This window comes from Paenibacillus sp. FSL R5-0701 (assembly GCF_037973995.1).
Taxonomy (GTDB): domain Bacteria; phylum Bacillota; class Bacilli; order Paenibacillales; family Paenibacillaceae; genus Paenibacillus.
The window spans coordinates 6,306,163-6,332,168 of record NZ_CP150230.1 but is presented as its reverse complement, the minus strand read 5'-3'; the positions used below and the strand labels follow the sequence as shown (position 1 = coordinate 6,332,168).

The 26,006-nt window shown below is 47.7% G+C and carries 21 protein-coding genes; 17 read left to right on the top strand and 4 right to left on the bottom strand.

Annotation, left to right across the window (positions count from 1 at the left end):
• Window positions 1-18: 18 nt before the first annotated feature.
• On the top strand, window positions 19-927 hold the full coding sequence (locus tag MKZ13_RS27920) for a YitT family protein (RefSeq protein WP_169479738.1): 909 nt from the start codon (window positions 19-21) through the stop codon (window positions 925-927).
• A 134-nt stretch (window positions 928-1,061) separates the two neighbouring features.
• Here MKZ13_RS27920 and cls read toward each other — a convergent pair whose 3' ends face one another.
• Window positions 1,062-2,510, bottom strand: a complete 1,449-nt coding sequence (gene cls, locus MKZ13_RS27915) for a cardiolipin synthase (RefSeq protein WP_339179805.1) — start codon at window positions 2,508-2,510, stop codon at window positions 1,062-1,064.
• 330 nt (window positions 2,511-2,840) lie between these two features.
• Between cls and argC the strand changes: the two genes are divergently transcribed.
• From argC to argH, 7 genes are all read left to right on the top strand, one after another.
• A complete protein-coding gene (gene argC, locus MKZ13_RS27910; protein WP_339179802.1) occupies window positions 2,841-3,890 on the top strand; it encodes an N-acetyl-gamma-glutamyl-phosphate reductase in 1,050 nt (349 codons plus the stop codon).
• A 141-nt stretch (window positions 3,891-4,031) separates the two neighbouring features.
• Window positions 4,032-5,258 (top strand): bifunctional glutamate N-acetyltransferase/amino-acid acetyltransferase ArgJ, encoded by a 1,227-nt coding sequence (gene argJ, locus MKZ13_RS27905; protein WP_339185461.1) that lies wholly within the window; start codon window positions 4,032-4,034, stop codon window positions 5,256-5,258.
• A 335-nt stretch (window positions 5,259-5,593) separates the two neighbouring features.
• Window positions 5,594-6,433 (top strand): acetylglutamate kinase, encoded by an 840-nt coding sequence (argB, locus tag MKZ13_RS27900; protein ID WP_339179799.1) that lies wholly within the window; start codon window positions 5,594-5,596, stop codon window positions 6,431-6,433.
• Between the two features lie 408 nt (window positions 6,434-6,841).
• Window positions 6,842-8,095 carry an aspartate aminotransferase family protein gene (locus tag MKZ13_RS27895; protein WP_169479733.1) on the top strand — a complete coding sequence of 418 codons (1,254 nt, stop codon included), beginning with the start codon at window positions 6,842-6,844 and terminating at the stop codon, window positions 8,093-8,095.
• A gap of 199 nt (window positions 8,096-8,294) precedes the next feature.
• Window positions 8,295-9,260 (top strand): ornithine carbamoyltransferase, encoded by a 966-nt coding sequence (gene argF / locus MKZ13_RS27890; protein ID WP_047840650.1) that lies wholly within the window; start codon window positions 8,295-8,297, stop codon window positions 9,258-9,260.
• 324 nt (window positions 9,261-9,584) lie between these two features.
• Entirely contained in the window at window positions 9,585-10,820 is a 1,236-nt protein-coding gene (locus MKZ13_RS27885) for an argininosuccinate synthase (RefSeq protein WP_017692004.1), read from the top strand.
• A gap of 106 nt (window positions 10,821-10,926) precedes the next feature.
• Window positions 10,927-12,330: an argininosuccinate lyase gene (argH, locus tag MKZ13_RS27880; RefSeq protein ID WP_339185460.1), complete on the top strand. Its 1,404-nt coding sequence runs from the start codon at window positions 10,927-10,929 to the stop codon at window positions 12,328-12,330.
• 206 nt (window positions 12,331-12,536) lie between these two features.
• On the opposite strand, the gene MKZ13_RS27875 is transcribed toward argH, so the two are convergent.
• Window positions 12,537-13,325 carry an alpha/beta hydrolase family protein gene (locus MKZ13_RS27875; RefSeq protein ID WP_076254082.1) on the bottom strand — a complete coding sequence of 263 codons (789 nt, stop codon included), beginning with the start codon at window positions 13,323-13,325 and terminating at the stop codon, window positions 12,537-12,539.
• A 274-nt stretch (window positions 13,326-13,599) separates the two neighbouring features.
• Between MKZ13_RS27875 and MKZ13_RS27870 the strand changes: the two genes are divergently transcribed.
• The 4 genes from MKZ13_RS27870 to MKZ13_RS27855 all read left to right on the top strand — a co-directional run bounded on the left by MKZ13_RS27870 (window position 13,600) and on the right by MKZ13_RS27855 (window position 17,310).
• Window positions 13,600-14,223 (top strand): YhbD family protein, encoded by a 624-nt coding sequence (locus tag MKZ13_RS27870; RefSeq protein ID WP_074096600.1) that lies wholly within the window; start codon window positions 13,600-13,602, stop codon window positions 14,221-14,223.
• Window positions 14,224-14,237: 14 nt separating this feature from the next.
• Window positions 14,238-14,966: a polymer-forming cytoskeletal protein gene (locus MKZ13_RS27865; protein WP_339179794.1), complete on the top strand. Its 729-nt coding sequence runs from the start codon at window positions 14,238-14,240 to the stop codon at window positions 14,964-14,966.
• A 34-nt stretch (window positions 14,967-15,000) separates the two neighbouring features.
• On the top strand, window positions 15,001-15,684 hold the full coding sequence (locus MKZ13_RS27860) for a hypothetical protein (protein WP_339179791.1): 684 nt from the start codon (window positions 15,001-15,003) through the stop codon (window positions 15,682-15,684).
• A gap of 72 nt (window positions 15,685-15,756) precedes the next feature.
• Complete coding sequence (locus MKZ13_RS27855) at window positions 15,757-17,310, top strand: MDR family MFS transporter (protein ID WP_339185459.1); 1,554 nt, start codon at window positions 15,757-15,759, stop codon at window positions 17,308-17,310.
• A gap of 148 nt (window positions 17,311-17,458) precedes the next feature.
• Here MKZ13_RS27855 and MKZ13_RS27850 read toward each other — a convergent pair whose 3' ends face one another.
• Window positions 17,459-18,892 (bottom strand): VanW family protein, encoded by a 1,434-nt coding sequence (locus MKZ13_RS27850; protein WP_339179789.1) that lies wholly within the window; start codon window positions 18,890-18,892, stop codon window positions 17,459-17,461.
• Between the two features lie 254 nt (window positions 18,893-19,146).
• Here MKZ13_RS27850 and ftsE point away from each other — a divergent pair, with 254 nt between their 5' ends.
• The 5 genes from ftsE (at window position 19,147) to MKZ13_RS27825 (ending at window position 25,209) form a co-directional block, all read left to right on the top strand.
• Window positions 19,147-19,833, top strand: a complete 687-nt coding sequence (gene ftsE / locus MKZ13_RS27845; RefSeq protein ID WP_076209894.1) for a cell division ATP-binding protein FtsE — start codon at window positions 19,147-19,149, stop codon at window positions 19,831-19,833.
• The gene (ftsX, locus tag MKZ13_RS27840) at window positions 19,823-20,740 is read left to right on the top strand and encodes a permease-like cell division protein FtsX (RefSeq protein WP_221824017.1); all 918 of its coding nucleotides are present in this window, start codon (window positions 19,823-19,825) and stop codon (window positions 20,738-20,740) included. Before ftsE ends, ftsX begins: the two co-directional genes overlap by 11 nt.
• Window positions 20,741-20,927: 187 nt before the next feature.
• Window positions 20,928-22,208, top strand: a complete 1,281-nt coding sequence (locus MKZ13_RS27835; protein WP_339179786.1) for a peptidoglycan DD-metalloendopeptidase family protein — start codon at window positions 20,928-20,930, stop codon at window positions 22,206-22,208.
• A 135-nt stretch (window positions 22,209-22,343) separates the two neighbouring features.
• A complete protein-coding gene (locus tag MKZ13_RS27830; protein ID WP_339179784.1) occupies window positions 22,344-23,816 on the top strand; it encodes a S41 family peptidase in 1,473 nt (490 codons plus the stop codon).
• 64 nt (window positions 23,817-23,880) lie between these two features.
• Window positions 23,881-25,209, top strand: a complete 1,329-nt coding sequence (locus tag MKZ13_RS27825) for a PDZ domain-containing protein (protein ID WP_339179782.1) — start codon at window positions 23,881-23,883, stop codon at window positions 25,207-25,209.
• 90 nt (window positions 25,210-25,299) lie between these two features.
• Here MKZ13_RS27825 and MKZ13_RS27820 read toward each other — a convergent pair whose 3' ends face one another.
• Window positions 25,300-25,989: a response regulator transcription factor gene (locus MKZ13_RS27820; protein WP_339179779.1), complete on the bottom strand. Its 690-nt coding sequence runs from the start codon at window positions 25,987-25,989 to the stop codon at window positions 25,300-25,302.
• Between the last annotated feature and the right edge of the window lie 17 nt (window positions 25,990-26,006).

Here is a 26,006-nt window from a genome sequence, read left to right as displayed (position 1 = left end):
AAAGGAGAGCACGAGAACATGCAACAACGATCACAACTTCACAATAATCGCAAAAAGAGGATAACTAGCCTCATTCCACTCAATGGTCCATGGAGAAACGTCGTGGATACGGTATCTATCATTGTAGGTTCGTTTTTAATTGCAGTGGCCTTTAATTTATTTTTATTACCAAATCAGATCGCTTCGGGTGGGGTGTCCGGGTTATCAATTCTGGGCAAGGAATGGCTTAATTGGGAGCCGGCATATACCCAATGGGCAATTAATATCCCACTCCTGATCGCTGGTTTCCTGCTTATTGGTAAGCAGTATGGAATTCGTTCAGTACTGGGTAGCATTGTTCTGCCACTGTTAGTCTATCTCACGAAGGATTGGGCCATTCCAACAACGAATCCGCTACTTGGTTCACTGTATGGTGGGATTGGTGTTGGTTTAGGGATTGGAATTGTATACCGAGGTAGAGGATCAACAGGTGGCATGAGCATTCTTGCCAGAATCGTACAGAAATACAGTGGATTGAGTTACTCGCTGTGTGTAGTCATCATGGATGCTACGGTTATTATTATGGCTGCTTTTGTATTGTCGTTGGAGCAGTCCCTCTATGCGCTGATTGGGTTGTATGTTACTGGTAAAGTGATCGATGCTGTTGAGATGGGGCTGGGCTTTTCCAAGGTGGCTTATATTATCTCCAACCAGACCGAAGCGATTAGCAAAGTGATTCTGGATGACTTGGATCGCGGATTAACAAAGCTGGAAGCCAAAGGTGGTTACACCGATGATCAACGAACAGTACTGATGGTCGTGGTTGGGCAAAATGAGGTACCAAGACTTAAAGCGTTGATCCGGTCTGTGGACCCGGGAGCATTTGTCATTATCAGTAACGCGCACGAAGTGCTCGGCGAAGGCTTTAAGCGGGGAGAACATGTGTGAACGGTGTGAAAAATAGCAAGTGAGCCGTGTAGGGCTCATACGTTTGGATGTTCAAGACAAGAAAAAAACAGGCACATCCTTCTCCAAAATGACGGGAGAGGATGTGCCTGTTTTTTTACTATAAATATTGACCGCTACAAAATCGGAGATAGCAGACGGGAAATGGCTTCTTTGAAGCGGATAATGAGACTACGTTTTTGGTATTCATCGAGCGTCATTTCTCGCGATACATGCAGGTCGTGCTCAAAGGTTTGTACAAGTGCTGTCGCAATCGCTTCATCGTACATAAAAGCATTAACCTCAAAGTTCAACCGGAAACTGCGGTAGTCAATATTGGCGGTTCCCACGGATGCAACCAAACTGTCAATGATAAGTGTTTTGGCATGAATGAAGCCATTATCATATATAAATACTTTGGCGCCCACCTTCAACAACTCACCAATATAAGATAACGTAGCCCAATATACAAAGGCGTGGTCGGGTTTATTTGGAATCATGATGCGAACATCTATGCCGGACAGACACGCGAGACGAATAGCTTCGAATACACTGGCATCCGGGATAAAATAAGGCGTTTGAATCAGAATCGATTGTTTGGCCCCGTTAATCATCTTGAGATAACTGTTCTTAATATGTTCAGTCTCTGCATCCGGTCCACTGGAGACAATCTGCATGGCAATCTTTCCTGTACCCTCGATATGAGGGAAATGCGCCGGAACGTAGGGTGTGTCGTGTTGTTTGGACGCTTCATTCCAATCCAGGAGGAACCGGGTCTGCAACGCATGAACGGCATTCCCCTGAATACGCAGATGTGTGTCACGCCAGTAACCGAATTTCGAGTTCAAGCCAAGATACTCATCTCCAACGTTAAATCCGCCCGTGTACCCCAGGTTACCATCGATGATGACAATCTTCCGGTGGTTCCGGTAGTTCATACGCAAGTTGATCAGACTGAATTTGGAGGGGAAAAAGACTTCAACCAAACCGCCTGCTTCGCGCAATTCTTTGAAAAAGCGTTTGGATACCCGCCGCGATCCGAGCGCGTCATACAGCAAACGAACTTTGATGCCTTCCCGCGCTTTGCGGATAAGTGCATCCCGAATTCTTTTGCCCAGACGGTCGCCTCTATAAATGTAGTATTGTACGTGGACGTGATCCTTGGCCGCTTCGATGTCATCCAAGAGCCGTTGAAACTTGTCTGTTCCGTCCGTAATGATCTCAACCGCATTATCTTCCGTCACCAGAGCACCGTTCTGCTTCAGGTTCATATAGATCATGTCCTGGCTAGTCTCGGTTGCTTGGTTCCGGAAAGGTGTGCGGTTATCGTGCAACTGCGTGAGCTGGGCTTCAATACGTTCCTCTAGCCCGAGCTTCTTACGTTCTTTCCACTGGAAAAGCCGGTATCGGGTCAGGTTCTGACCGGTTAAAAGATAAAGTACAAACCCAAACACCGGAATAAAGTTCAAGACGAGCAGCCAAGCCCATGAAGCGCTGGCATCCTTCCGTTCGAAGAAAACGACTGCTGCCGCAAAAATAATATTCAGGCCAAGGAGTACAATAAGTAAAATGGATTCGATATGCACTATAGTCCCCCACGTCTCATTATGACCATCATGAATCTATTCATATGTCCTTGATTAGCAGGTTAGTTATGAATGAGACCCTGATTGTAATGTTTCCTACTAATACGTATTTTAACAGATGTATACCTATTCGTCCCGGATGTTAAAAAAGATATGTTCGGATTGGATGGAAATCCATGTGAAATTGATGATAGAGTGTTGTATTTATATAACCAGAGTCGTATAATAATACACAAATATGCATATAAGCGACGGAATTGCTGTGTTCAAGTATCCTTCAGGCAAGGACATAGCACAAGTAGCGCATACATCGAGATTGGGGGAGCGAGAGTGAATAACAAATTAAAAGTAGCAATCGTCGGTTCCACCGGCTACGGCGGGGTGGAGCTGATTCGTTTTTTCCAGAACCATCCCTTGGTTGAAATCACATCGGTGATCTCATCATCGAGCAGTGGTGAGTCCATCGCAGATGGATTTCCGCATTTGACGGGCGTGATTCACAGGCCACTCGACGGTGTAGATCCGGCTGAAATTGCGAGTCGCGCGGATCTGGTATTCACAGCGACCCCGTCCGGCGTAAGTGCTAAGCTCGTACCAAGCCTACTGGCAGCAGGACTTAAGGTGATTGACCTGTCTGGTGATTTCAGACTTAAGGATGGAACAGTGTACGAAGAGTGGTATAAACATCCGGCTCCTTCAGCTGATTTGCTGGAACAAGCGGTATACGGCATGGCTGAGGTGTATGGCGAAGAAGTGAAGGGACAGAATTTTATATCCAACCCAGGTTGTTATCCAACGGCTACACTTCTTGGACTGATCCCTGCAGTAGAGGCAGGCTGGATTGATCCTTCTACTATTATTATTGATGCCAAATCAGGCGTATCCGGAGCAGGACGTGGAACAAGTCTGACAAATCATTATGCAGAGATGAATGAGAATTTCAAAGCCTACAAACTGAATAAACATCAACATATTCCCGAGATCGAACAAGTGCTTGGCAATATAACGGGAACGTCTGTTACGGTTACTTTCACAACACATCTGGTACCAATGACACGTGGAATTATGAGTACGATGTATGCAAACCTCGTTGGGGAACACAGCGACCGGGAGATCGTAGATTTATACCGCAAATATTATGAGAACCGGCCTTTCGTACGTGTACGTGAACCGGGCATCTGGCCTTCTACTAAGGAAGTGTACGGATCCAACTATTGTGATATCGGATTTGCGGTGGATCCTCGCACAGGTCGTTTAACGATTATTTCGGTTATCGACAACCTGGTGAAGGGTGCTTCCGGGCAAGCGATTCAAAATATGAACCTGATGATGGGATGGGAGGAGAACCTCGGGCTGAACATGACACCGGTATATCCATAAGGGATTGGAATTCAGGAGGAGCACTGGAACATTCGGTGTAAAGTGCTTTCTCGGAGTCACTTAAGGAGAACGGATCAGGTTAAGCAGGCGATCATCAGCATATAGCTGAACGCATACGGGGGATATGATATGGGAACGAATGTGGAGCAACATACTTTTACCGTGGTTGAGAACGGAACAATTGTAACCCCTGGGGGATTCACTGCTGGTGGACTTCACTGCGGATTGAAAAAGACATCTCGTAATGACATCGGAGCGATCCGATGTGATGTACCGGCTACAGCTGCTGCTGTATACACAACGAACGTGTTTCAGGCGGCGCCACTCAAAGTAACACGCGAAAGCTTGAGCAATGGACGCCTTCAGGCTGTTATCGTCAACAGTGGTAATGCGAATGCATGTACAGGGCAACAAGGGGAAGAAGATGCTTATGCGATGCGTTCGGCAGCTGCGCGTGAGTTGGGTGTGGCAGAAGAAGACGTGGCTGTGGCATCCACAGGTGTCATTGGGGAATTGCTCAAGATGGATGCTGTACATTCAGGCATCACCGGACTTCCAGCGCATATGGGCAAGGAATCGAATGAGGCGGAGCAATTTTCACAAGCGATTCTGACAACGGATTTGGTGAAAAAGGAAGCCTGCGTCTCCGTTATAGTTAACGGCAAGACGGTTACGATTGCGGGAGCCGCCAAAGGCTCGGGTATGATTCATCCGAATATGGCGACAATGCTCGCTTTCATGACCTCTGACGCGGTCATTGGTGCAGAAGCGTTGCAGCGTCTGCTGCGCCAGGCAACGAATCATACATTCAACATGATTACCGTTGATGGGGATACGAGTACAAACGACATGCTGGTAGCTATGTCCAGTGGTTATGCAGGCAATGAAGAGCTGACCACAGAGCATCCAGATTGGGACGCTTTTGCAGCCGGCTTCACCTATGTTTGCCAAGTGCTAGCCAAAGCCATTGCTCGTGATGGTGAAGGAGCAACCAAACTGGTTGAGGTAGAAGTTACAGGAGCAGTAAGTGATGAGTCCGCGCAAGCAATCGCGAAAACTGTCATCGGGTCCAGTCTGGTGAAATCCGCGATGTTTGGCGCAGATGCCAACTGGGGACGGATTATTGCAGCCGTAGGGCGTGCAGGACAGCCGGTGAACCCGGATACGGTAGATATTCGTTTGGGAGATATCTCGGTACTTGCGCAGTCTCGCCCAGTCCTGTTTGACGAAGAAGCGGCATTGGCCTATTTGCAGACCGATACAGTGCGCATTGTGGTGGATCTGCACCACGGCGAAGGAACAGCAACAGCCTGGGGCTGTGACCTGACGTATGACTACGTTCGAATTAACGCCGCATACCGCACGTAATAAGTCTTTGGGATAAAGGTTTTGCGAAACAGCTGTCTTCTATTGTGTAGCTGTTTCGTGAGATGTTTCAAAAATTATCAATAAAATTTAAACTTGTTGTTTGGTGTTGAACATATAGCGATAGTAATGGAGAAGACGGAATTGATTCTGCATAAGCGGAGCGGTCGCCTTTGTCTCCGGGTATTCCCCTATATAGGGATAATTCAAGAAACCTGGAGACAACAGCGATCGAAAGAACAATCCGAATTCGGAATGGACTCCTACAGCCTTCGTCACCTTATAAAAGTGTTATATTTTTTTGAATGTAATTTTTACTATGGAAGGAGCTTGCCCTCATGAATTCAACAATGCCAAACGAGAGTACCGCAACGGAAGCGAGCACAGAGAAACAGATGTTTGTCATGAAATGTGGAGGCAGCACGCTGGCAGCATTACCTGAGTCTTTCTTTGCGGATCTGCGTGATTTGCAGTCTCAGGGCACGCAACCGGTAATCGTGCATGGTGGAGGTCCTGCGATCTCAGATAACCTGGCAAAGCTTGGTATCGAAACGGAATTCGTTAATGGCCTGCGCAAAACAACTGAACCTGTGCTGGACGTAGTGGAGATGGTCCTTGCGGGTACTATCAACAAGCAGATCGTACGTCTGATTCAACGTGTGGGCGGTCGTGCACTAGGCTTGTCCGGCGTGGACGGGGGTCTGATTCAGGCTAAACCTGTTTCAAACCATGCAGAGATCGGTTGGGTAGGCGATGTCACAAGCGTGAATGCAGAGATTATCCAAGGCATCGTGAACATGGGTTACATGCCGGTTATTGCAACAGTTGGCGTAGATGCAACTGGACAACGCTACAACATTAACGCAGATACAGCGGCGGGTGCAGTGGCTTCTCATCTTGGCGTAAGTCGGATGATTGTCGTGACTGACGTTCCTGGCATCATGAAGAACGTAGGCGGCGAGAAAAAAGTACTGCCATCCGTATCTGTACAAGAGATTGAGGACATGATCCAGACCGGAGAAATCTATGGCGGCATGATTCCCAAAGTGCGTGCAGCTATCGCATGTATCCATGGCCAAGTACGTGAGGTCGTCATCGTAGACGGCAGCGAACCCCAAATCCTGAGCCGAGTGCTCGGCGGAGAAATCATCGGAACAAGAATCATCCGTATGCAATAATTTGCTCGATACGCTAGGGTCTTAATAGTCTTATTTAAATAAAAAAATATGTGCACGGCTTTTTTTATATAAGAAATCTAATATTACACTCACAATAACGTAGGGTGCAGAACCAATCTGAAGAATAAAAATGCATAACGGAGAGGACAGAAATAACCTGAAGAAGCGGAGCTAAAAGCTTTCTGAAAGAAAGCTACTTCGTAAGCATCAGCTCGCCTTTATCACAGGATTTTCCCCATTGAAGGGGAATAAAAAAAATCCAGGGATAACAGCGATCGGAAGGTTGTTCTGTCATCGAAGTGGAGTATGCATACGTTCGGAAGATGGTTCCGCAATCGGAGTGATCTAGTGTAAATAAGAGCTCTTATATAATTGCCGTTGCACCAACCAATAAGGAGTGATAGGGTCATGGCAAAAGGCAACGAACAGCCAGGTTCTGGCACAGCGGTAGCGGGCGCAACAGCAACAGGTGCAGCGGCACAGACGGAAAGCTCGCTTTTCCAAACGTATGCACGTTATCCAATCAGTCTGGTCAAAGGTAAAGGCAGCTGGTTATGGGACGATCAGGGGAACCGCTATCTCGATTTCATGTGCGGACTCGCTGTAACTAGCCTGGGCCATGCACCGGAGAAAGTTGGAGCCAAGCTGAAAGCTCAGATTGATGAGCTGTGGCATGTATCCAACCTGTTCCAGATTCCAGGCCAGGAGAAAGCAGCAGCATTGCTGACAGCCAATACTTGCGCTGATGCAGTGTTCTTCTGCAACAGTGGTGCCGAAGCGAATGAAGCAGCTATCAAAGTTGCACGTCGTTATCACCAAAAGGTGAAAGGCACAGATCGCTATGAAGTGATCACCTTTGCCCAGTCCTTCCATGGACGGACGCTTGCAACACTGACAGCAACCGGACAGGATAAGGTGAAAGAAGGATTTTTGCCATTGCCAGCCGGATTTGTAACTGTACCTTTGCATGATATCCCTGCACTTGAAGCGGCAATTGGACCCAACACAGCAGCTATTATGCTGGAAATGGTTCAGGCCGAGGGTGGTGTATATCCGGTTGAGCCGGAATTCGTCAAACATGTACGGAAACTGTGTGACGAGCACGGATTGTTGCTCATTGTTGATGAAGTACAAACGGGAATGGGACGTACAGGCAAACTGTTTGCACACGAACATTATGGTATTGAGCCAGACGTGTTCACCGTTGCCAAAGGTATCGGTAGTGGTTTCCCTGTAGGCGCGATGCTGGGTAAAGGTTTCCTGCGGGATGCGTTCACACCAGGTAGCCATGCGACAACATTTGGCGGAACACCACTTGCTTCATCTGTTGTGATTGCAACAATCGAAACGATGCTGGAAGATCGTTTGCCAGAGCGTGCAGCGGAGATGGGTGAATACCTGATGAGCTCCCTGCGGAATCGTTTGGCGGGCAATTCCTTCGTTAAGGAAGTTCGTGGCTTGGGATTGTTGGTCGGCATCGAATGTGCTGAGCCGGTAGGTGATATTGTGCTTGCTGGGCAAAAACGCGGTATTTTGTTTGTCTCTGCAGGACCTAATGTGATTCGTTTGCTTCCGAACCTGTATGTGAGCAAAGAAGAGATCGACGAGGCGGTATCCCTGGTAGCCACATTGATCGAAGAGCACGTAGCGGCGAAAGCCTAATATAAAAATGAGAACCTTTCTGTCTCGGGGCCATTACCGGCCTCGAAGCAGAACGAGATGATGAATCCCTGTAGCCGCGCGGTGAACTTGCAGAAGGCGGAAAAGAATAAACTTGAGAAGCACCAAGACAAAGTGTCAATGTTGCTCTCTCTTCTGCCCATGCGGGTGCAGGGAACCGGAAATAAGGAGGACATTATACATGACAGCACAACAGACGGAAAAGATTCAGAAGATTGATCTGAGAGGCCGGGATTTTATCGAATTCACGGACTATACGGCCGAGGAGATTCGTTATCTGCTTGATCTCGCAATTGAGATTAAAGGCAAACAAAAAAGCGGTGTACCTTTTCAACCGTTGAAAGGTAAAACGATCGGACTTATTTTTGAAAAATCATCCACACGTACGCGTGTATCCTTTGAAGTGGGTATGTTCCAATTGGGCGGACACGCGCTCTTCCTGAGCAAAAATGATATCCAGCTGGGTCGCGGGGAAACAACACATGATACAGCCAAAGTATTGTCCCGTTACCTGGACGGCATCATGATCCGTACCTTTGGACACCATAATGTAACTGAACTGGCAGAGCATGCGGATGTTCCGGTCATTAACGGCCTGAGCGATGCAGCGCATCCTTGTCAGGTACTGGCAGACTTCCAAACGGTGCTGGAGCACAAAGGCAAGCTGGCAGGTCTGAAAATGGCCTACATCGGAGATGGCAACAACATGGCGCACTCCCTGATGCTCGGTGCAGCGAAGATGGGAATGCATGTTGCTGTAGCAACGCCAGAAGGTTATGAGCCGGATAGTGCAGTTGTGGAGCAGGCACGCATTATCGCACAGGAGAGCGGTTCTGAAGTGACTGTAACGTACAGTGCACAGGAAGCTGCGAAAGATGCAGATATCGTGTACACGGATGTATGGGCTAGCATGGGCTTTGAAGAAGAGCAGAAGATTCGTGAGCAGGCATTTGCAGCATATCAAGTGGACGAGGAACTGATGAAAGGTGCGAAGCCGGACTACATGTTCTTGCACTGTCTGCCAGCACACCGCGGCGAAGAAGTGAGTGCCGGTGTAATTGACGGACCGAACTCCCTGATCTTTGATCAGGCGGAGAATCGCTTGCATGCACAGAAAGCATTAATGGCTGCATTAATGAGCGAATAGATGCTATTTGCCTTTATGGGTTGATTTTAGGCGCAGATTTCGCGATGATAGATTCATCTATAATGTACTTTAAAAAGTTAATTAAACAAGAAGCATACACAAAAACGAAGAGACAGAAAAAGCCTGAAGAAGCGAAGCGGTCGCCTGAAAGCTTTCTGAAAGAAAGCTGCATCGGAAGCATAGGCTATCCCCGGATTTTACCCTTTATCATAAAGGGATGAAAAAATCTGGGGATAACAGTGATCGGAAGGGTTTTCTGGCTCGTAGGATTCAGTGTATGAAGGCTCTGTTTAACTTAACTGATCTTGGGGAGGACCATTGAACATGGCTAAGGAAAAAATTGTACTCGCGTATTCAGGCGGGTTGGACACATCTGTAATTTTGAAATGGTTGAAAGAAACATATGATGCAGAGATTATCGCTTTCACAGCGGATATTGGACAAAAGGATGAATTGGACGGTTTGGAGGAAAAAGCACTGGCAACAGGCGCTTCCAAAGTATACATCGACGATCTACGCGATGAATTCGCAAAAGATTTCATCTATCCGATGTTCCAGGCAGGTGCCCTCTATGAAGGACAATACCTGCTTGGCACAAGTATTGCTCGTCCACTGATCGCTAAACGTATGGTGGATATCGCTCGTGCAGAAGGTGCTACAGCCATAGCTCACGGCGCTACAGGTAAAGGAAATGACCAAGTTCGGTTTGAGTTGAACGCGGCTGCACTGACACCAGACATTAACGTAATTGCACCTTGGCGTCTGGAAGAATTCCGTAACCAATTCCCGGGACGTGCCGAGATGATCGCGTACGCTGAGAAACATGGCATTCCGGTAACCGCTTCTGCGGCTAAACCATACTCGACAGACCGTAACTTGCTGCATATCAGCTATGAGAGCGGTGTGCTAGAAGATCCTTGGTTCGATCCAAGCGCGGACGAGAACAAAGACATGTTCCTGCTGAGCAGTGCACCTGAAGATGCACCAGATCAAGCGGAATATGTTGAACTGGAATTCGAACAAGGTGACTGTGTTGCACTGAACGGTGAGCGCTTGAGCCCACTGCAAGTGATGGAGCAACTGAACGAGCTGGGTGGCAAACATGGTATTGGCCGTGTAGATATGGTTGAGAACCGTTTTGTTGGTATGAAGAGCCGTGGCGTATACGAAACACCAGGTGGAACAATCTTGTTCACCGCACATCGCAAAATGGAGTCCATCACGATGGACCGTGAAGTGATGAACCTGCGTGATAGCCTGATCACACGTTACAGCACACTCGTTTACAACGGCTTCTGGTTCGCACCGGAACGTCTGGCGCTGCAAGCGCTGGTGACTGAAAGCCAGAAGAACGTAACAGGTACGGTTCGTGTGAAACTGTACAAAGGCAACATCATCGGCGCAGGCGTGAAAAGTCCTGTCAGCCTCTACAATCCGGACATCGCAACGATGGAAGCTGATCCAACGCAAGCCTACGATCAAGGTGATGCAACAGGCTTTATCCGCCTGAATGCACTGCGTTTGAAAGTAAACTCCGGCGTGGAGCAAAACAAAAACTAATTTATACCTGCATACAAGAGCTACATCAATATAAATGATAAGGCAGGCCGTTCTTGCACATCTGGCAGGAGCGGCTTTGTCCATGAGCGAAAGGGGAGTACTCACCGTGAGCAAGCTGTGGGGAGGACGTTTTACAAAACAAACCAATCATTTGGTTGAGGAATATACGGCATCGATCAATTTTGACAAGGCTTTGGCTGAGGAAGATATTCAGGGCAGTCTGGCCCATGTAACGATGCTGGGCAAATGCGGCATTCTTCCGGCGGAAGATGTAGAGACGATCAAAGAAGGATTGATGACCGTTCTGCACAAAATCCGTGCGGGCGAAGTGGAATTCTCCGTATCGGACGAAGACATCCACATGAATATTGAGAAAAATCTGATCGAGACGATTGGTCCTGTAGGCGGCAAATTACATACAGGCCGTAGCCGGAACGACCAGGTTGCAACGGATATGCACCTATACCTACGCGAGCGCGTAGTCGGATTTGTAGGCATGCTGCATTCCTTGCAGGAAGCACTGATTGGACAAGCAAAAGATAACCTCGATACCATTGTACCGGGTTATACGCATCTTCAACGGGCGCAGCCAATTCTGTTCGCACATCACCTGATGGCGTATGTATCGATGTTCCAACGGGATGCGGAGCGTCTGATGGACAGCTACAAACGTATTAACATCCTGCCACTGGGCGCAGGTGCACTCGCGGGCACAACCTTCCCGATTGACCGTCATTTTGTGGCGGAACAACTGGGCTTTGATGGTGTGTACGAGAACAGTCTGGACGCAGTAAGCGACCGTGACTTCATTGTTGAGTTCCTGGCGGCAGCTTCGCTGATCATGACTCACTTGTCCCGTCTGAGTGAAGAGCTGGTATTGTGGAGCAGCACGGAGTTTGGATTCGTTGAACTGGACGATGCATTCTGCACAGGCAGCAGCATCATGCCACAGAAGAAAAACCCAGATGTTCCTGAACTCGTGCGTGGTAAAACAGGACGTGTGTACGGCAACCTGATCGGTTTGCTGACGGTACTGAAATCTCTTCCACTGGCATACAACAAAGACATGCAGGAAGACAAAGAAGGCATGTTTGATACAGTAGCGACGCTGGAGGGTGCACTGCAACTGTTTGCTCCAATGATCGCGACAATGACAGTGAACAAGGATCGGATGCGTCAAGCGGTCAACCAGGATTTCTCCAATGCTACGGATATTGCTGACTTCCTCGTGGGCGAAGGCTTGCCTTTCCGTCAGGCGCATGAAGTGATTGGTAAAACGGTGCTGTACTGCATCCAGAACAGCAAGTATTTGCTGGATATGACGATTGATGAATTCCGTCAGTTCTCACCGTTGTTTGATGACCGGATCTATGATGTGCTGCAACCGGAAGCGGTTGTGAACGCTCGTAATGTTTACGGCGGAACAGCTTCAGGTCAAGTTGCTGAAGCGATTGGACGCAGTGAGAAGGTACTGGAGATCACCGAGCAATGGATTACGAACCGCGGTTAATACCACCGCTACTATAAGGTACCCTTACAGATACAACAGTACAACAAAGAAGCAGGCCAGAGAACTTTGTTCTCAACGGCCTGCTTCTTTGTGTTTTACAGCGATGTGCTCTAGATACATTCTACTCAACCGCGAACGGATGTTAGGTTGTTCTACTATCGGAGTACCAGTTTAGTTACTCGCGGTAGCTCCATTGCAATTCTCCGCTAATCGCGCTTTTGTAAAGGCAACCATTTCAATACATCCTGAATCTTGGCATCCCAGTAGCCCCACTCATGTTCACCGGGCCCTTCCTCGTACGTCAGTTCGAAGTTCGTCTGTTCACAGGCTTGACGGAAGGTTTGATTATCCTCATACAGGAAATCTTCCGTTCCGCAGCATTGGTAGAGCAAAGGTCGAGGACTTTCGCTAGATTGGCTTTCTTTTAACAGATGAATCAGATCATTCTCAGTGCCTGCCACCTGTGGTCCGAAAATTCGCTGTAACTCCGTCTGTTGCAATGCTGAGGATGCGTTTCTATCCATATGTGCAGACATATCGAGTGCTCCAGACAAACTGGCAGCAGCAGCATATTGATCTGGTTTGCGAAGGGCCAGCTTGAACGCCCCATAGCCACCCATGGATAATCCGGCAACGAAATTGTCCTCCCGTTGATCTGACAGCGGGAAGAAGGAACGAGCAAGTGCCGGCAGTTCTTCACTGATAAAACTCCAATAACGTCCGCCTTCTACCATATCTGTATAGAAGCTACGATGTACTTGTGGCATAACAACGGCGATCCCGAGGTTGGCCACATAACGTTCGATGGAAGTCCGGCGCAGCCAGATGGAATCATCATCAGACAGACCGTGCAGCAGGTACAGAGTTGGGTGCAGCCCTTTGCCAGTCACATTCTCCATACCGATCTGATTGTGGGTTTGTTGCGGCAGAATGACATGCATGCTGGTGCTCAGTCCAAGCGTATCCGAGTAAAAATCACATTTAATAAGTGCCATGAGTATAAGAAACCCCTTTCATAAGTTCGTTAACCACGTGTTCTGACATGAGACGATGGGATGGAAGTCGGATGCCTAAGCCTCCAAAGTGTTTATATGTAACAGGTTATACGCATTACGCTCCCATTGCAATAACAAGATCTACAGTAGAAAACAAAGAATTTCACACCAGTGGTTAAAGTGGAAATCTGTAATCTGATCATCGATTTTTCAATGTGGTTTACAACGTAACAATGTTATGTTACACTCATTTTAATAAAAAGGGGGACCATATATGACAGATGATTTGATCTCCAAGAAAGAATTGTTGGACCTGACAGGAATCTCATACGGCCAGTTATACCGCTGGAAGCGGAAAAATCTCATTCCGGAAGAATGGTTCATTCGGAAGTCTTCCTACACCGGACAAGAAACCTTTTTTCCCAAACAACAGATTTTACTGCGCATTGACAAGATTCTCAATATGAAAGACGGATTATCGCTGGATGAGCTGGCAGACGTGTTCTCACCTACGTTGGGTGAAGTGGAGATGTCTGCAGAGCAACTATTAGAGCGAAACATTGTTTCACAAATATCCCTGGATCTATTGAAAGAAGCAGGTCGAGAGCAATCGCTGTATGCTTTGGAGCAGATTATGATGCTCTACGTCCTTGATAAGCTGTTAATGAGCGGAGATATTACTCGGCAAGAGGGTGCGTTGCTGATCGAAGTGATGTCCGAACATTATTACCGTTTTACAGGCAAACCCAGCGAACTCGTGCTTATTCGTAAGATGGGTGTTCCTTCATTCATGCTGGTAACAGCAGGAACGGAGTTTTATTTTGACAATGGTGTGAAAGTGGTTCTTAGACAGCCGATGGGAACATTTATGGAAGAATTAAAACTCAAATTGGGATAAGGAGAGGATCATCTATGGAAGAGCGGAATAAGCGGAATGATCTGAATGTGGCGGGCATAAGTCAAACGGCAGGCGGGAATTTTCACCGTGTATCTATTGATGGCATGGCTAAGGTGAACGGTAACCTGGACTGCACCTCTATGGAAGTGAATGGAACATTGAAGATGCACGGCGCTTTGACCTCCGAGAGTGCAACGATTAACGGCATGTGTACGTTGAATGGACCTCTGACCAGTTCTCGTGTTCGTGTAGATGGCATGACGACGATTAACGGAGATCTCCATAGCCCTGAGCTTGAGGTGAACGGAAAGTGTACTGTACGTGGAAGAGTGGATGGGGAACGAATTGATATTGGCGGTGTGATCGATATTGAAGGGGATGTCCAATGTGAGTCCCTGAATGTACGGGGCAATATTAAGATCAGCGGCTTACTGAATGCGGGAACAGTGGAGATCAGGCTGCATACATCTTCTTCGGCTAAAGAGATTGGCGGAGAGCGCATCGATATTCGTCGCAAGGAGCAACAGAATGGATTTTGGAAAAGTATTGGTCTGAGCGGGACCCCTTCTTTTAAGACATCCTTAATTGAGGGCGATGAGATTGTGCTGGAAGATACCGAAGCTGATATTGTTCGGGGGAGTAACATTTTTATCGGTCGCGGCTGTAACATCAGGCAGGTCGAGTATTCAGGTGAACTTGAGGTAGATCAGGATGCCAAGGTGGGCAGCAGTCAGCGAATTTAAAGTTTGGATATGGAGAGAAAGGGATGGGATGGACATGAATAACAATCCTGGGCGTTCATTGGACAAAAAAATGGATATCAGCATCGTTGGTGATGGCAGTTCTTCTGGTGGCGTGTACGGCAAGATTAAGGTCGTAGGGGACGCGTCCTTTAACGACAATCTATCTTGTGATCGATTCAAATGTACGGGTACATCAGTCATATACGGATCACTTGAATCCACAGAGATTAAAATTACCGGAACCCTTACTCTGACAGAGCGAGAGGCCAGCAACGATGGTGAGAATGGAATCCAGGCATCTGGCCTGCATGCCAAAGCTGAGCATATAAAAGTGGTCGGTGAACTTCATCTGTCAGGGGATTGTCAGGCGGAAAATATCAAGCTGAACGGGCGTTTGACGATAGCGGGGATGCTCAGCGCTGAACACATGACACTCAAAATCATGGGTCCATCCGAGGTCAAGGAAATGGGTGGTTCCATCATTTCGGTGAAGAGCGGTCGGTTGAATGACTTGTTTACGGGGAATAAATCAATTCTCAAGGCACAGATTATCGAAGGTGATGATATTGAATTAGAGAATACGGAGGCCGAGATTGTCCGTGGCGATAAAATAAAAATCGGTCCTGGCTGCCGGATTGGAACAGTGGAATACCGTTCATCTCTGCAAATTCATCCGCAATCGGAAGTTTTGCTGCAAAGCAATCGGTCCTTGGACTGATTAACGAAAACTTCTTTTCGGATATACTAATGCAGTCATATGAATAGAGCGTGAATGGAGAGATTGAGTACAATGGTTGCACGTAAAAACAGTATTGGATTGGTGCTGGCAGGGTTACTGCTCAGCATACTAATGGCTTCGATGGATAACACCATCGTGGCAACAGCTATGGGGGATATTGTCGGGAAGCTGGGTGGCCTCGACAAGTTCGTCTGGGTTACCTCCGCGTACATGGTGGCTGAGATGGCAGGGATGCCGATCTTCGGTAAGTTATCCGATATGTATGGACGGAAGAAGTTTTTTGTATTTGGTATTATTGTGTTTATGCTTGGCTCAGCGCTGTGCGGAACGGCAACGTCTATTGTGGAATTGACGATGTACAGAGCGATTCAAGGTATTGGTGCGGGGGCCCTGGTGCCGATTGCCTTTACGATCATGTTTGATGTCGTTGCACCAGAATCTCGTGGTAAATTGGGTGGATTGTTTGGAGCCGTCTTTGGCCTGTCCAGCGTATTCGGACCTCTGCTCGGTGCTTACATTACCCAATATGCGACATGGGAATGGGTATTCTATATCAACCTGCCGCTAGGCTTGATTGCATTTGTGTTTATTGCCTTCTTCTACAAGGAGTCTCATCAGCATCAATCCCAACAGATCGACTGGCTGGGTGCCGTAACGCTGATCGGTGCTGTTGTGTGCCTGATCTTTGGTCTGGAACTTGGCGGCAAAACATTTGCCTGGGGTTCGTGGCAGATTCTTGGCTTGTTTGCCGGATTTGTAGCATTAGCGCTGCTCTTCCTTTTTGCAGAAACCAAAGCCAAAGAACCAATCATCTCCTTCAGCATGTTCCGCAACCGGGTCTACTGGTCCAGTAACGTTATTGGTATGTTGAGTGGTGCAGCGTTCATTACAGCATCCGTGTACATTCCGATCTTCATACAGGGGGTACTTGGTGGTAAAGCGACCAACTCCGGTCTTGTGCTGCTACCCATGATGCTTGGGTCCGTTGTAACGGCGTCCTTGGGCGGGGTGCTGATGACCAAAATCAAGTATCGTAATATCATGATCCCTACGTTAGCCTTACTTGTCATTGGACTTGGATTGCTGACCACACTGGATGAGAATTCTTCCCTTTGGACGATACGTATCTACATGGTGATGGTTGGTCTGGGTGTCGGTGCATCGTTCTCCGTACTTAGCAATGCAGCCATGAACGCATTTGAACCGCAAAGGCGCGGAGCAGCAAGCTCCACACTTAACTTTTTGCGGTCCCTCGGCATGACGATGGGCATTACGATCTTTGGTATCGTACAGAGCCAGGTATTTACGCGTAAAATGAACGATGCTCTCGCTGGTTCAGGTGCGGAAGCAGGCGGTGCTTCAGCGGGTGGCGTGCCTCAGGGAGTGGATCTGACCGATCCACATGCGTTGCTCTCACCAGAACTCAGACAGGCGATTCCGCCTCAGGTGCTGGATACCATCACACATGCCCTGTCCTCTTCCATCGTGCAGTTATTTGCCTGGGCTGTAATTCCTGCAGCACTCGCGTTGGTCGCTTCCTTCTTCATGGGAAGAGAGAAGATGGTTGTAGGCGAAGAGCAAGGCGAATACACCGGCGGTCACTAAACCGTAATGCATACGATACAGCGGCTACTCGTAATTTATAAAAACGAATAACTTATCTTAGCTTAGAACATGGAAAGACACACTTCTCGCGTACCTCAAAATGGACGGGAAGTGTGTCTTTTTGTTTTTTTGGCTTCAGAAAAGGAACCTAAGGCTGTTTCGTATCGCTAATCCCGTCCTCGACCACAGAAGGCCCTTGTGGATCAGGCAGGCTGCTATGACCGGAGCGGGCAATCAGGCGATTCTGAGCTTTGTACGTGTCCCGTGTAATCGTTTTGGATTCGACCACTTTGCCGTCCAGCCTCTTGGTTCTTACTGTCTCCACAATATATCCAGGCTGTCCGTCTTGCAGCACCTGCTGTACACCATCAGGTAGTACAGTACTGGACACATATTTTACTGGAACACTTAATGTTTCAATGGTACGAGATTCAACTGCATAGCTGACATTCTCCGGGAATGTGCCGAAAAATTTCACCATCAATTGGTGGTTCTTCACCTCTGCATGAATGAGTAAGGATTTTCCGGTATTATTCTTGAAGCGAAAATTGATGGCTCCCGAGGCAAAGGTGGCATCCAGTCCTTTCGGCAAATATTTGACCGGCAGGGAATGGTTGCGACGCTCAATAATATCAAGACCCGTCAATAGCGCTGCGTTATACACCGTACTGGATACCTGGCAGATTCCCCCGCCAATTCCGGGGGTGAGTTTTCCATTAACAATGACCGGTGCCTCACGAAACCCATACTCCTTTTCAGCTTTACGGACGACCTTCTCATAATCGAATGTGGCATCTGGTGGCAAAATCATGCCGTTAATCGCTTCCGCTGCTGCGCTGACATTATGTATCCGGCCTTCACTACTATTGCCCAGACCCGTGGAGAACTGGATGATCTTTCGGTCAATGCCTTCCAGGCGCAGCGAATCAAGGGTTACTTCAGGCTTCAGCGTATACAGTGGTACCTGGATCAGCAGTGGGGCGGGTTTCTCATCCGGGTTGAGTACACTGAAATCCCTGTGCAGCTTCGTCTTTATGAGATTTGTGAGTGTTTCCCAATCAATCCGGCGGACGCCCTTTTCCGGGATATACTGGACTTTGTCACTTGTGGTAATGCGGCGAACAGCGTCTGCAGGTGTACCGAAGGTTTCTTTTTCCCAAGCAGGGCTGAGATGTTCTTGGAGTGTTCTTGAGTTGTAGGTCATATCGAGAGAGAACTCTTTCGGAAAATGATAACGTGCATAAGCGCGTTCCCACAGGTTACCCTCCTCCAGCTGCTGTATCGCGGATTCCAAGCTGTTAACGTTGTAGCTCACCCCCACCTGAGCTGCGCTATACGACTTCGTCTGGGGGTTGGGTTCAGTCACTTCAAAGGTGACAGGCCAGTCCTCCAGCTTTTGGATCTGTTCATCCAATTCATGTAATACGTTCTTGCGATTCTTCTCCTCCACCAGTATGCCGCCAACATGAACGTCTTTGGGCAGGGCAGGTTGATTCACGTACATATACAGCAATCCATAAGACGCGGAGCCGATCAAGAGGATAGAGAATAGAACAATGACCGTCAAATGTATTTTTTTCATAACCGTACGCTCCTTTATACTTCGGTTGTTCCCGACTTTGTAACACTTTCTATATATATGATCCAATGCAGGAAAACTTTCGGGTACTCAATAGGTAACAAATTTGTTACAATAAACTTCATATGAATCCATGCTTCACCATTGAAACAGGAACGAAGTGGATTTTTTCCTGATGAAATTCAGGTCTTTTTAAAGGAAATGCCGGGATTGTGTCGAAATGATAATGGCTAACTATGCGAGCAGGAAGTGATGATGTGATAGAAATGCAGGACGTGTGGAAGACCTACGCCAATGGGACCCACGCATTACAAGGGGTGTCGGTGAAGATCGACCGCAATGAATTTGTCTATATCGTCGGTCCGTCCGGCGCAGGTAAATCAACATTTATGAAATTGATGTACAGAGAAGAAGTTCCGACCAAAGGACAAATATCCATTAACGGATTTAATATTGGTAAGTTGAAGCCAAGAAAGATTCCTTATGTGCGTCGTAACATCGGCGTTGTGTTCCAAGATTTTCGTCTGCTGCCACGGATGACAGCATTTGAGAATGTGGCATTTGCGATGGAAGTTATTGAAGCACCGAAGCGTCATATCAAGAAACGAGTGATGGAAGTGCTTGATCTGGTGGGACTGCGCAGCAAAGCGGGTCGTGAACCTTCACAGCTCTCTGGTGGAGAACAGCAACGTATTGCCATTGCACGGGCTATCGTCAATAACCCATCGGTTATTATCGCGGATGAACCTACAGGTAACCTCGATCCGGAGACGTCATGGGGCATTATGCAACTGCTGGATGAGATTAATTTCCGGGGGACAACCATTGTTATGGCGACCCACAACAAAGATATCGTGAATACGATGCGTAAACGGGTAATCGCGATTGAACGTGGACAGATTGTACGGGATCAGATGAGAGGGGAATACGGTTATGAATTTTAGTACTCTCTTGCGCCATCTGCGGGAGGGATTCAAAAACGTATTCCGCAACGGCTGGATGTCTGTGGCCTCCATCATGTCCATCATTGTGTCGCTATTGATTCTTGGTGTGTTTATGTTGCTGGTGCTCAATGTGAACTCCATGGCGAATCAGGTAGATAGCCAGGTGGAGATCAGCACGTTCCTCGAACTGAATGTGGACGAGAACCTGCGTAATACACTGGAGCAAGAAATCAGCGCGATGCCTGAAGTAAGTGAGATTCGTTTTGTGTCCAAGGAAGAAGGGCTCAAGGAGTTCCGTGAACGTCTTGGAGAGAGTGCAGATAACGTGCTTAGCGGTTTCGATGTGGATAACAACCCACTGCCGGAGACCATTGAAGTTGAGGTCATTGAGCCGGAAACCGTCGCTTTTGTGGCGCAAAAAATCGAAGCTTTGAACGAAAAACACCCGGAGAAGCCGATCATGAAAGTGAACTACGGCAAGGAAACGGTGGAAGTGTTATTCAAATTTACGAAACTTGTTCGTAACATCGGATTTATCTTTGTCGGGGGACTGGGTCTGATGTCCATGTTCCTGATCTCGAATACGATTCGCGTAACGATTCTGGCTCGTCGCCGGGAGATCGGCATTATGAAGCTGGTTGGCGCAACCAATACCTTTATTCGCTGGCCTTTCTTTATTGAAGGTGCACTCATTGGATTTATTGGCTCGGTGATTACGGTTGGTGTGCTCTTTGTTGGATACAGCCAGTTGATGAACACGATTGGTCAGGATGTTTTCATGCAGATGCTTAACTTGATTCCGCTCGGCGAAATCTGGTTGCTGTTTGGAACCCTGTTGATCGGACTCGGCGTGCTGGTAGGTATTTTGGGAAGTACACTGTCCATTCGGAAATCACTCAACGTTTAATTTTGTTTTCAACGATCGAATTGCAGAATATGTCGAAAAGAATGGTAAAGCAGGTTCATTAATGGACGCTGTTTGACGATATGTAGGAAAGACGGAGTCTTTTAAGATTGAAGAAAGCAAAGAACATGCTGTTCACCACCTGTGCAGGTTGCTTTCTTGTGAAATCATAGGATGGGGGATCATCATTTTGAAAAAAACCGCTTCGCTGCTGGCCTTTACGTTATTGGCCAGTTTGACGCTTCAACCTTCTGACGGATATGCCAAGAGTAGCATCAGCGATATTGACCAACAGATTCAGCAACTGGAGAGCAAGGCGGCTTCTGCCAAGCAGGAGCAAAAAAAAGCGGCTTCCAACAAAAAGGAAGCACAGCATTACAAGAACAAAACCAACGCTTATCTGAAGGTTGTCATGGAACAGATCAATGTCGTTAGTGATGAATTGGCCAGTGTATCCTTGCAAATCGAGAACACGGAGGAAGATCTCCGTACAACGAAAAAAGATCTGCAAGCGGCAGAAGAACGCATCGTTGCAAGGGAAAAATTGTTGGAGTCACGTGTGCGTCTGATGTACACGGACGGTGCTGTGTCCTATCTGGATGTATTGTTGTCCTCTACTAGCTTCACAGACTTTCTGACCCGTGCGGATTCACTCAAAACGATTGTGGATCAGGATCAGCATCTGCTGGATGAGCACAAAGCGGACAAGCAACTTGTCGTGGACAAAAAGGCAGAACTGGATGTGCAATATGCGGAAGCCAAGAGTCTGTATGCACAGAAGAAACAGCGCAAGTCCCAATTGAATGAAAAAGAAGCGGAAAAGCAAGTGCTTCTCGCTTCATATGATGCTAAAATTGAAGAGTCAGAAGAGTTGACACAAGAGCAGGAAGATGTATTAATGCAGATTGCCAGCAAACGTTCGGCACTTCTTCAAGAGAAAAATAAATTGCGTGAACAACAGGCAGCCGCCGCAGCCAAAGCAAAAGCCGCAGCCGCCGCTCGGGCGAAAGCTGCAGCCAAGACACCAACCAGAGTGAGTTCGGATAGCAGCAGTGAGGTTACGTACTCATCCGGTAATGATATCTTCTCAAGACCGGTATCTGGAGGTCGCATTTCTTCTCCATTCGGCCCCCGTACCCATCCAATTACGGGCGTAGTGGGTAAGATGCATAACGGTGTTGATTTCGCTGTGCCTGTGGGAACTTCGGTTCACGCTGCTTCTGGCGGAATCGTGATCATGGCTGAATGGTATAGCGGTTATGGTTATACGGTTATTGTGGACCACGGCGGTGGACTATGGACGTTATATGGTCACTTGCGCGAAGGTGGATTCAAAGTCAGCAAGGGAGACACAGTAAGCAAGGGCGATACCATTGCGGAGTCAGGAAATACAGGGAACTCTACTGGACCTCACTTGCACTTTGAAGTGAGAGATAACGGTACCGCTGTAAATCCGATGAACTATTTGTAATTATTGCTCCATCGTTCGAATGGAAAAAACATATTCCGTACAAGCTAGACATATAATAAGCTGGCATGTTCAGGGAATGGATTCTGGCAACAATGGAATCGGACACGCTTCAAAACTAAAGGCGGTGACAAACGGATGATGAAGAAAAGATCGGCGCTACTGCTTGTCATTGTGGGTCTCCTGGGTGGTAGTTTGCTAACCCTGGTACTGATGACTTACCCGGGAATAGCGAATCAGACCACAGCGGGCGAAGGTTTGCTGGCTAGTGTAACCGGCAATACACAGCAGAAGAACGATTTGAAAAAGATTGAAACTGCGATGGATTTGATCTCCAGCAACTATTATAAAGACGTGGATCAGACCAAATTGATTGACGGTGCGATCAACGGCATGATGGACTCGCTTGGTGATCCGTACTCCAACTATATGGGGCAGGAAACGGCTGCTCAGTTTGAAGAGTCGATCGAAGGTTCATTTACCGGTATTGGCGCAGAGGTATCCTCCCAGGATGGAAACGTTGTTGTTGTTTCCCCAATCAAAGGATCTCCTGCCGAGAAAGCGGGTATTCGTGCAAAAGACATGATTATGTCAGTCAACGGCGAATCCCTGCAAGGTTTGGAACTGAACAAGGCTGTTAACAAAATCAGAGGTCCCAAGGGCAGTGAAGCGAAGGTACAGGTCAAACGTGCCGGATCTTCCGAGCTGATTGAATTTGTCATTGTACGCGATGACATTGATCTGGAGACCGTATATGCGCACATGGAGGATGGCGGAATTGGCGTTATTGCCATTACTCAATTCTCTTTGAATACAGGCGATCGCTTCAAGGAAGAATTGGCGAAGCTTGAGAAGCAGAACATGAAAGGTCTGGTCATCGACGTACGGAATGACCCAGGCGGTGTATTGCAAGTTGTTATTGATATTGCTGAACAGTTTGTTCCTAAAGGCAAGGTTATTGTGCAAGTGGAAGACAAGAACGGCAAAAAGGAACAAAGTAAGTCCAATGGATCAGCCAAAGCTTATCCAGTCACAGTCTTGATGAACAAAGGCAGTGCGAGTGCTTCGGAGATTTTGGCCGGTGCATTACAACAGTCAGCAGGTGCTAAGTTGATTGGTGAAAACTCCTTTGGTAAAGGAACTGTACAGACGAGTTATGACAAGCAGATGGGTGACGGCAGCTTGCTGAAGATCACCATTGCCAAGTGGCTCACTCCGAACGGAGACTGGATTCATGAAAAAGGTATCAAACCGGATATTGCGGTAGACCAGCCGGATTATTTCTCGGTGGCACCGATTAACAAAGAGAAGTTACCACTGAAATATGACAGCAATAGCACGGATGTGAAAAGTGCGCAGACGATGCTGAGAGGACTCGATTTTAAACCGGATCGTGTGGATGGATACTACGACCAGAAGACGGAAGAAGCGGTCAAGGCATTCCAGAAGCAAAAAGGCATTCAGGCTACAGGCCAGATTGACGAGAAAACCGCTGAATCACTGGAAGCGGCTCTGATTGAACGTATTGCCAATCCTCAATATGATGCACAGCTGAAACGCGCGATCGAAAATGTCTCGAAGGATATTTCGTCCGCTGTGTCGAAGCCATAAAGAAGGCTGATTTTCAGCCTTCTTTTTTTCTGAACCGGCTGAAAGAGAGGGGTGACCGACCACAATGGAATGGGTATGGCCGTGGTTAACTACATTAGGGGAAGCTATGTTGCAGTTGTTTATTCAGCCGTTTTATTATATTGCGGTGATCCTGATTGCACTGATCTATCATCGTCAGTTACTACAGGAGCGTAAATTGTTCCATGTTCGGTTGCAAAGCTCGATAACACAGACGATTCGTGCCGTGCTCGGAGGCATACTCATCGGTACCATCGTCTCGATCGTGTCCCTATTTCTCGGTGCACATCTTACACTGGGAAGCCTGATATGCATATGGGCTGCAACATTAATTCTATCCTTGTTCCGTATCCGGTATTTGTGCTTTGCTTATGCGGCCGGGTTACTGGGTGTGCTGCAATTTGGTTTGAATCTGGCTTCAGGCTGGCAACCATCGGGTTGGATGGGCACTATCACGGAAACGCTACGTGCCCTGGATATGCCAGCACTGCTTGTCCTGGCGGCGCTTCTACATATGGGTGAAGCCTTGTTGGTACGCATGCAGGGGGTATCGATGGCATCACCACTTCTCTTCGAGGGAAAACGCGGGAAACTGGTTGGTGGATATCAACTGCAACAGTTCTGGGCCATTCCTCTACTGATTCTTGTTCCAGTCACAGGAGGTGGCGCAGAGCTGGCATGGAATCCACTGATGAATGCGGGACATAGTTACATGCTGGTTGCATTGCCGATTATGCTCGGATTTGGTGAGATAACGCAGAGTATGCTTCCGGGACAAAAGGTGCAGATCTCATCAAAACGGTTGATGATATATGGGGCAACTTTGCTTGTGTTCAGTTTGCTTGCTGCATGGTGGTCTCCACTCATGGTGGTTGCTGCGCTAATCGCATTTATTGGACATGAATTTCTGGTAAGGTACAGCGCGTTTGAAGAGCAAAACCGCAGTCCGATATTTGTCCATCCGCAGCATGGATTGAAGGTACTGGCTGTTATTCCGGAGAGTCCGGCAGCGGATTTGGGGATTGAAGCAGGTGAGACGTTGTACAAGGTGAATGGTAAGTTGGTTCATTCACCGGAAGAGTTGCATCGCGCTCTGCGGATGAACCCGGCTTTTTGCAAACTTGAGGTTCGAAATCACCAGGGAGAAAGCAAGTTCATGCAACGAGCGATCTATGAAGGCGAGCATCATCAGCTTGGGGTCATTATGGCACCGGACAATCACGAGGTTTGGGCGATTCGGTTACGTCCACTGACGTTGTTCCATATCATCAACCTCAAATTATTTGCCCGTCTGAAAAAACCACAAAGGGACGAAGCTCCCTTGGCGTTACCACCAGCCCCTGTGGCCAGTGATAAAGGGTCCGTGGAGATGTAACTAGCATACGTGATGAAGTATGTTGCATAAATCAAGCAATGAAAAAGGTATTTCCGAACGCCGTCGCAGGCAAGGGAAATACCTTTTTTGTTATTGTTTTAACATAAAGATAGCGATTTGAGTCCGATCACGTAAGCTCAGCTTACCCAGAATATCCGTGACATAGTTTTTGACCGTGCCTTCACTGAGGAACAGTTTGGCGGCAATTTCCTTATTGGACAACCCCTCCGATATGGCCTCGGCAACCGCCAGCTCCATACGTGTCAGTCCATAGGTTTCGATTGGATTCTGTGTCAGGGGAATTGCAGCGGGACGAAGAAGGCCTGCCAATTTGCGGGCAATATCCGGATGAATTAACATATCACCGTTATGTACGGTCTTGATGCCTTGAATGATCCGCTCGGGGGGGACGTTTTTGAGCAAATAACCGCTTGCTCCATTCTGTAATGCCTGAATAATATACTCATCGTCGTCAAAAGTAGTTAGCATGAGCACCTGGATTTCAGGAAAACGTGCCTTGATGCGTTTGGTACCTTCAACTCCGTCACATTCCGGCATCCGAATATCCATTAAAACCACATCCGCAGGCGTTCCTGCTTCAAGCAGCTCCAATGCTTCCTGCCCATTTGAGGCCGTGCCTGTAACACGAATGCCAGACTCGAGTCCGAGCAGCACTTTAAGGCTCTCACGAATGAAATAGTCATCGTCCGCGAGAATCAGCCGAATAAGTGGGGGCTGGCCTGAATCATTCTTTTTGTTCACATCATTCCGTTCGGACATGAGAACATTCACTTCCT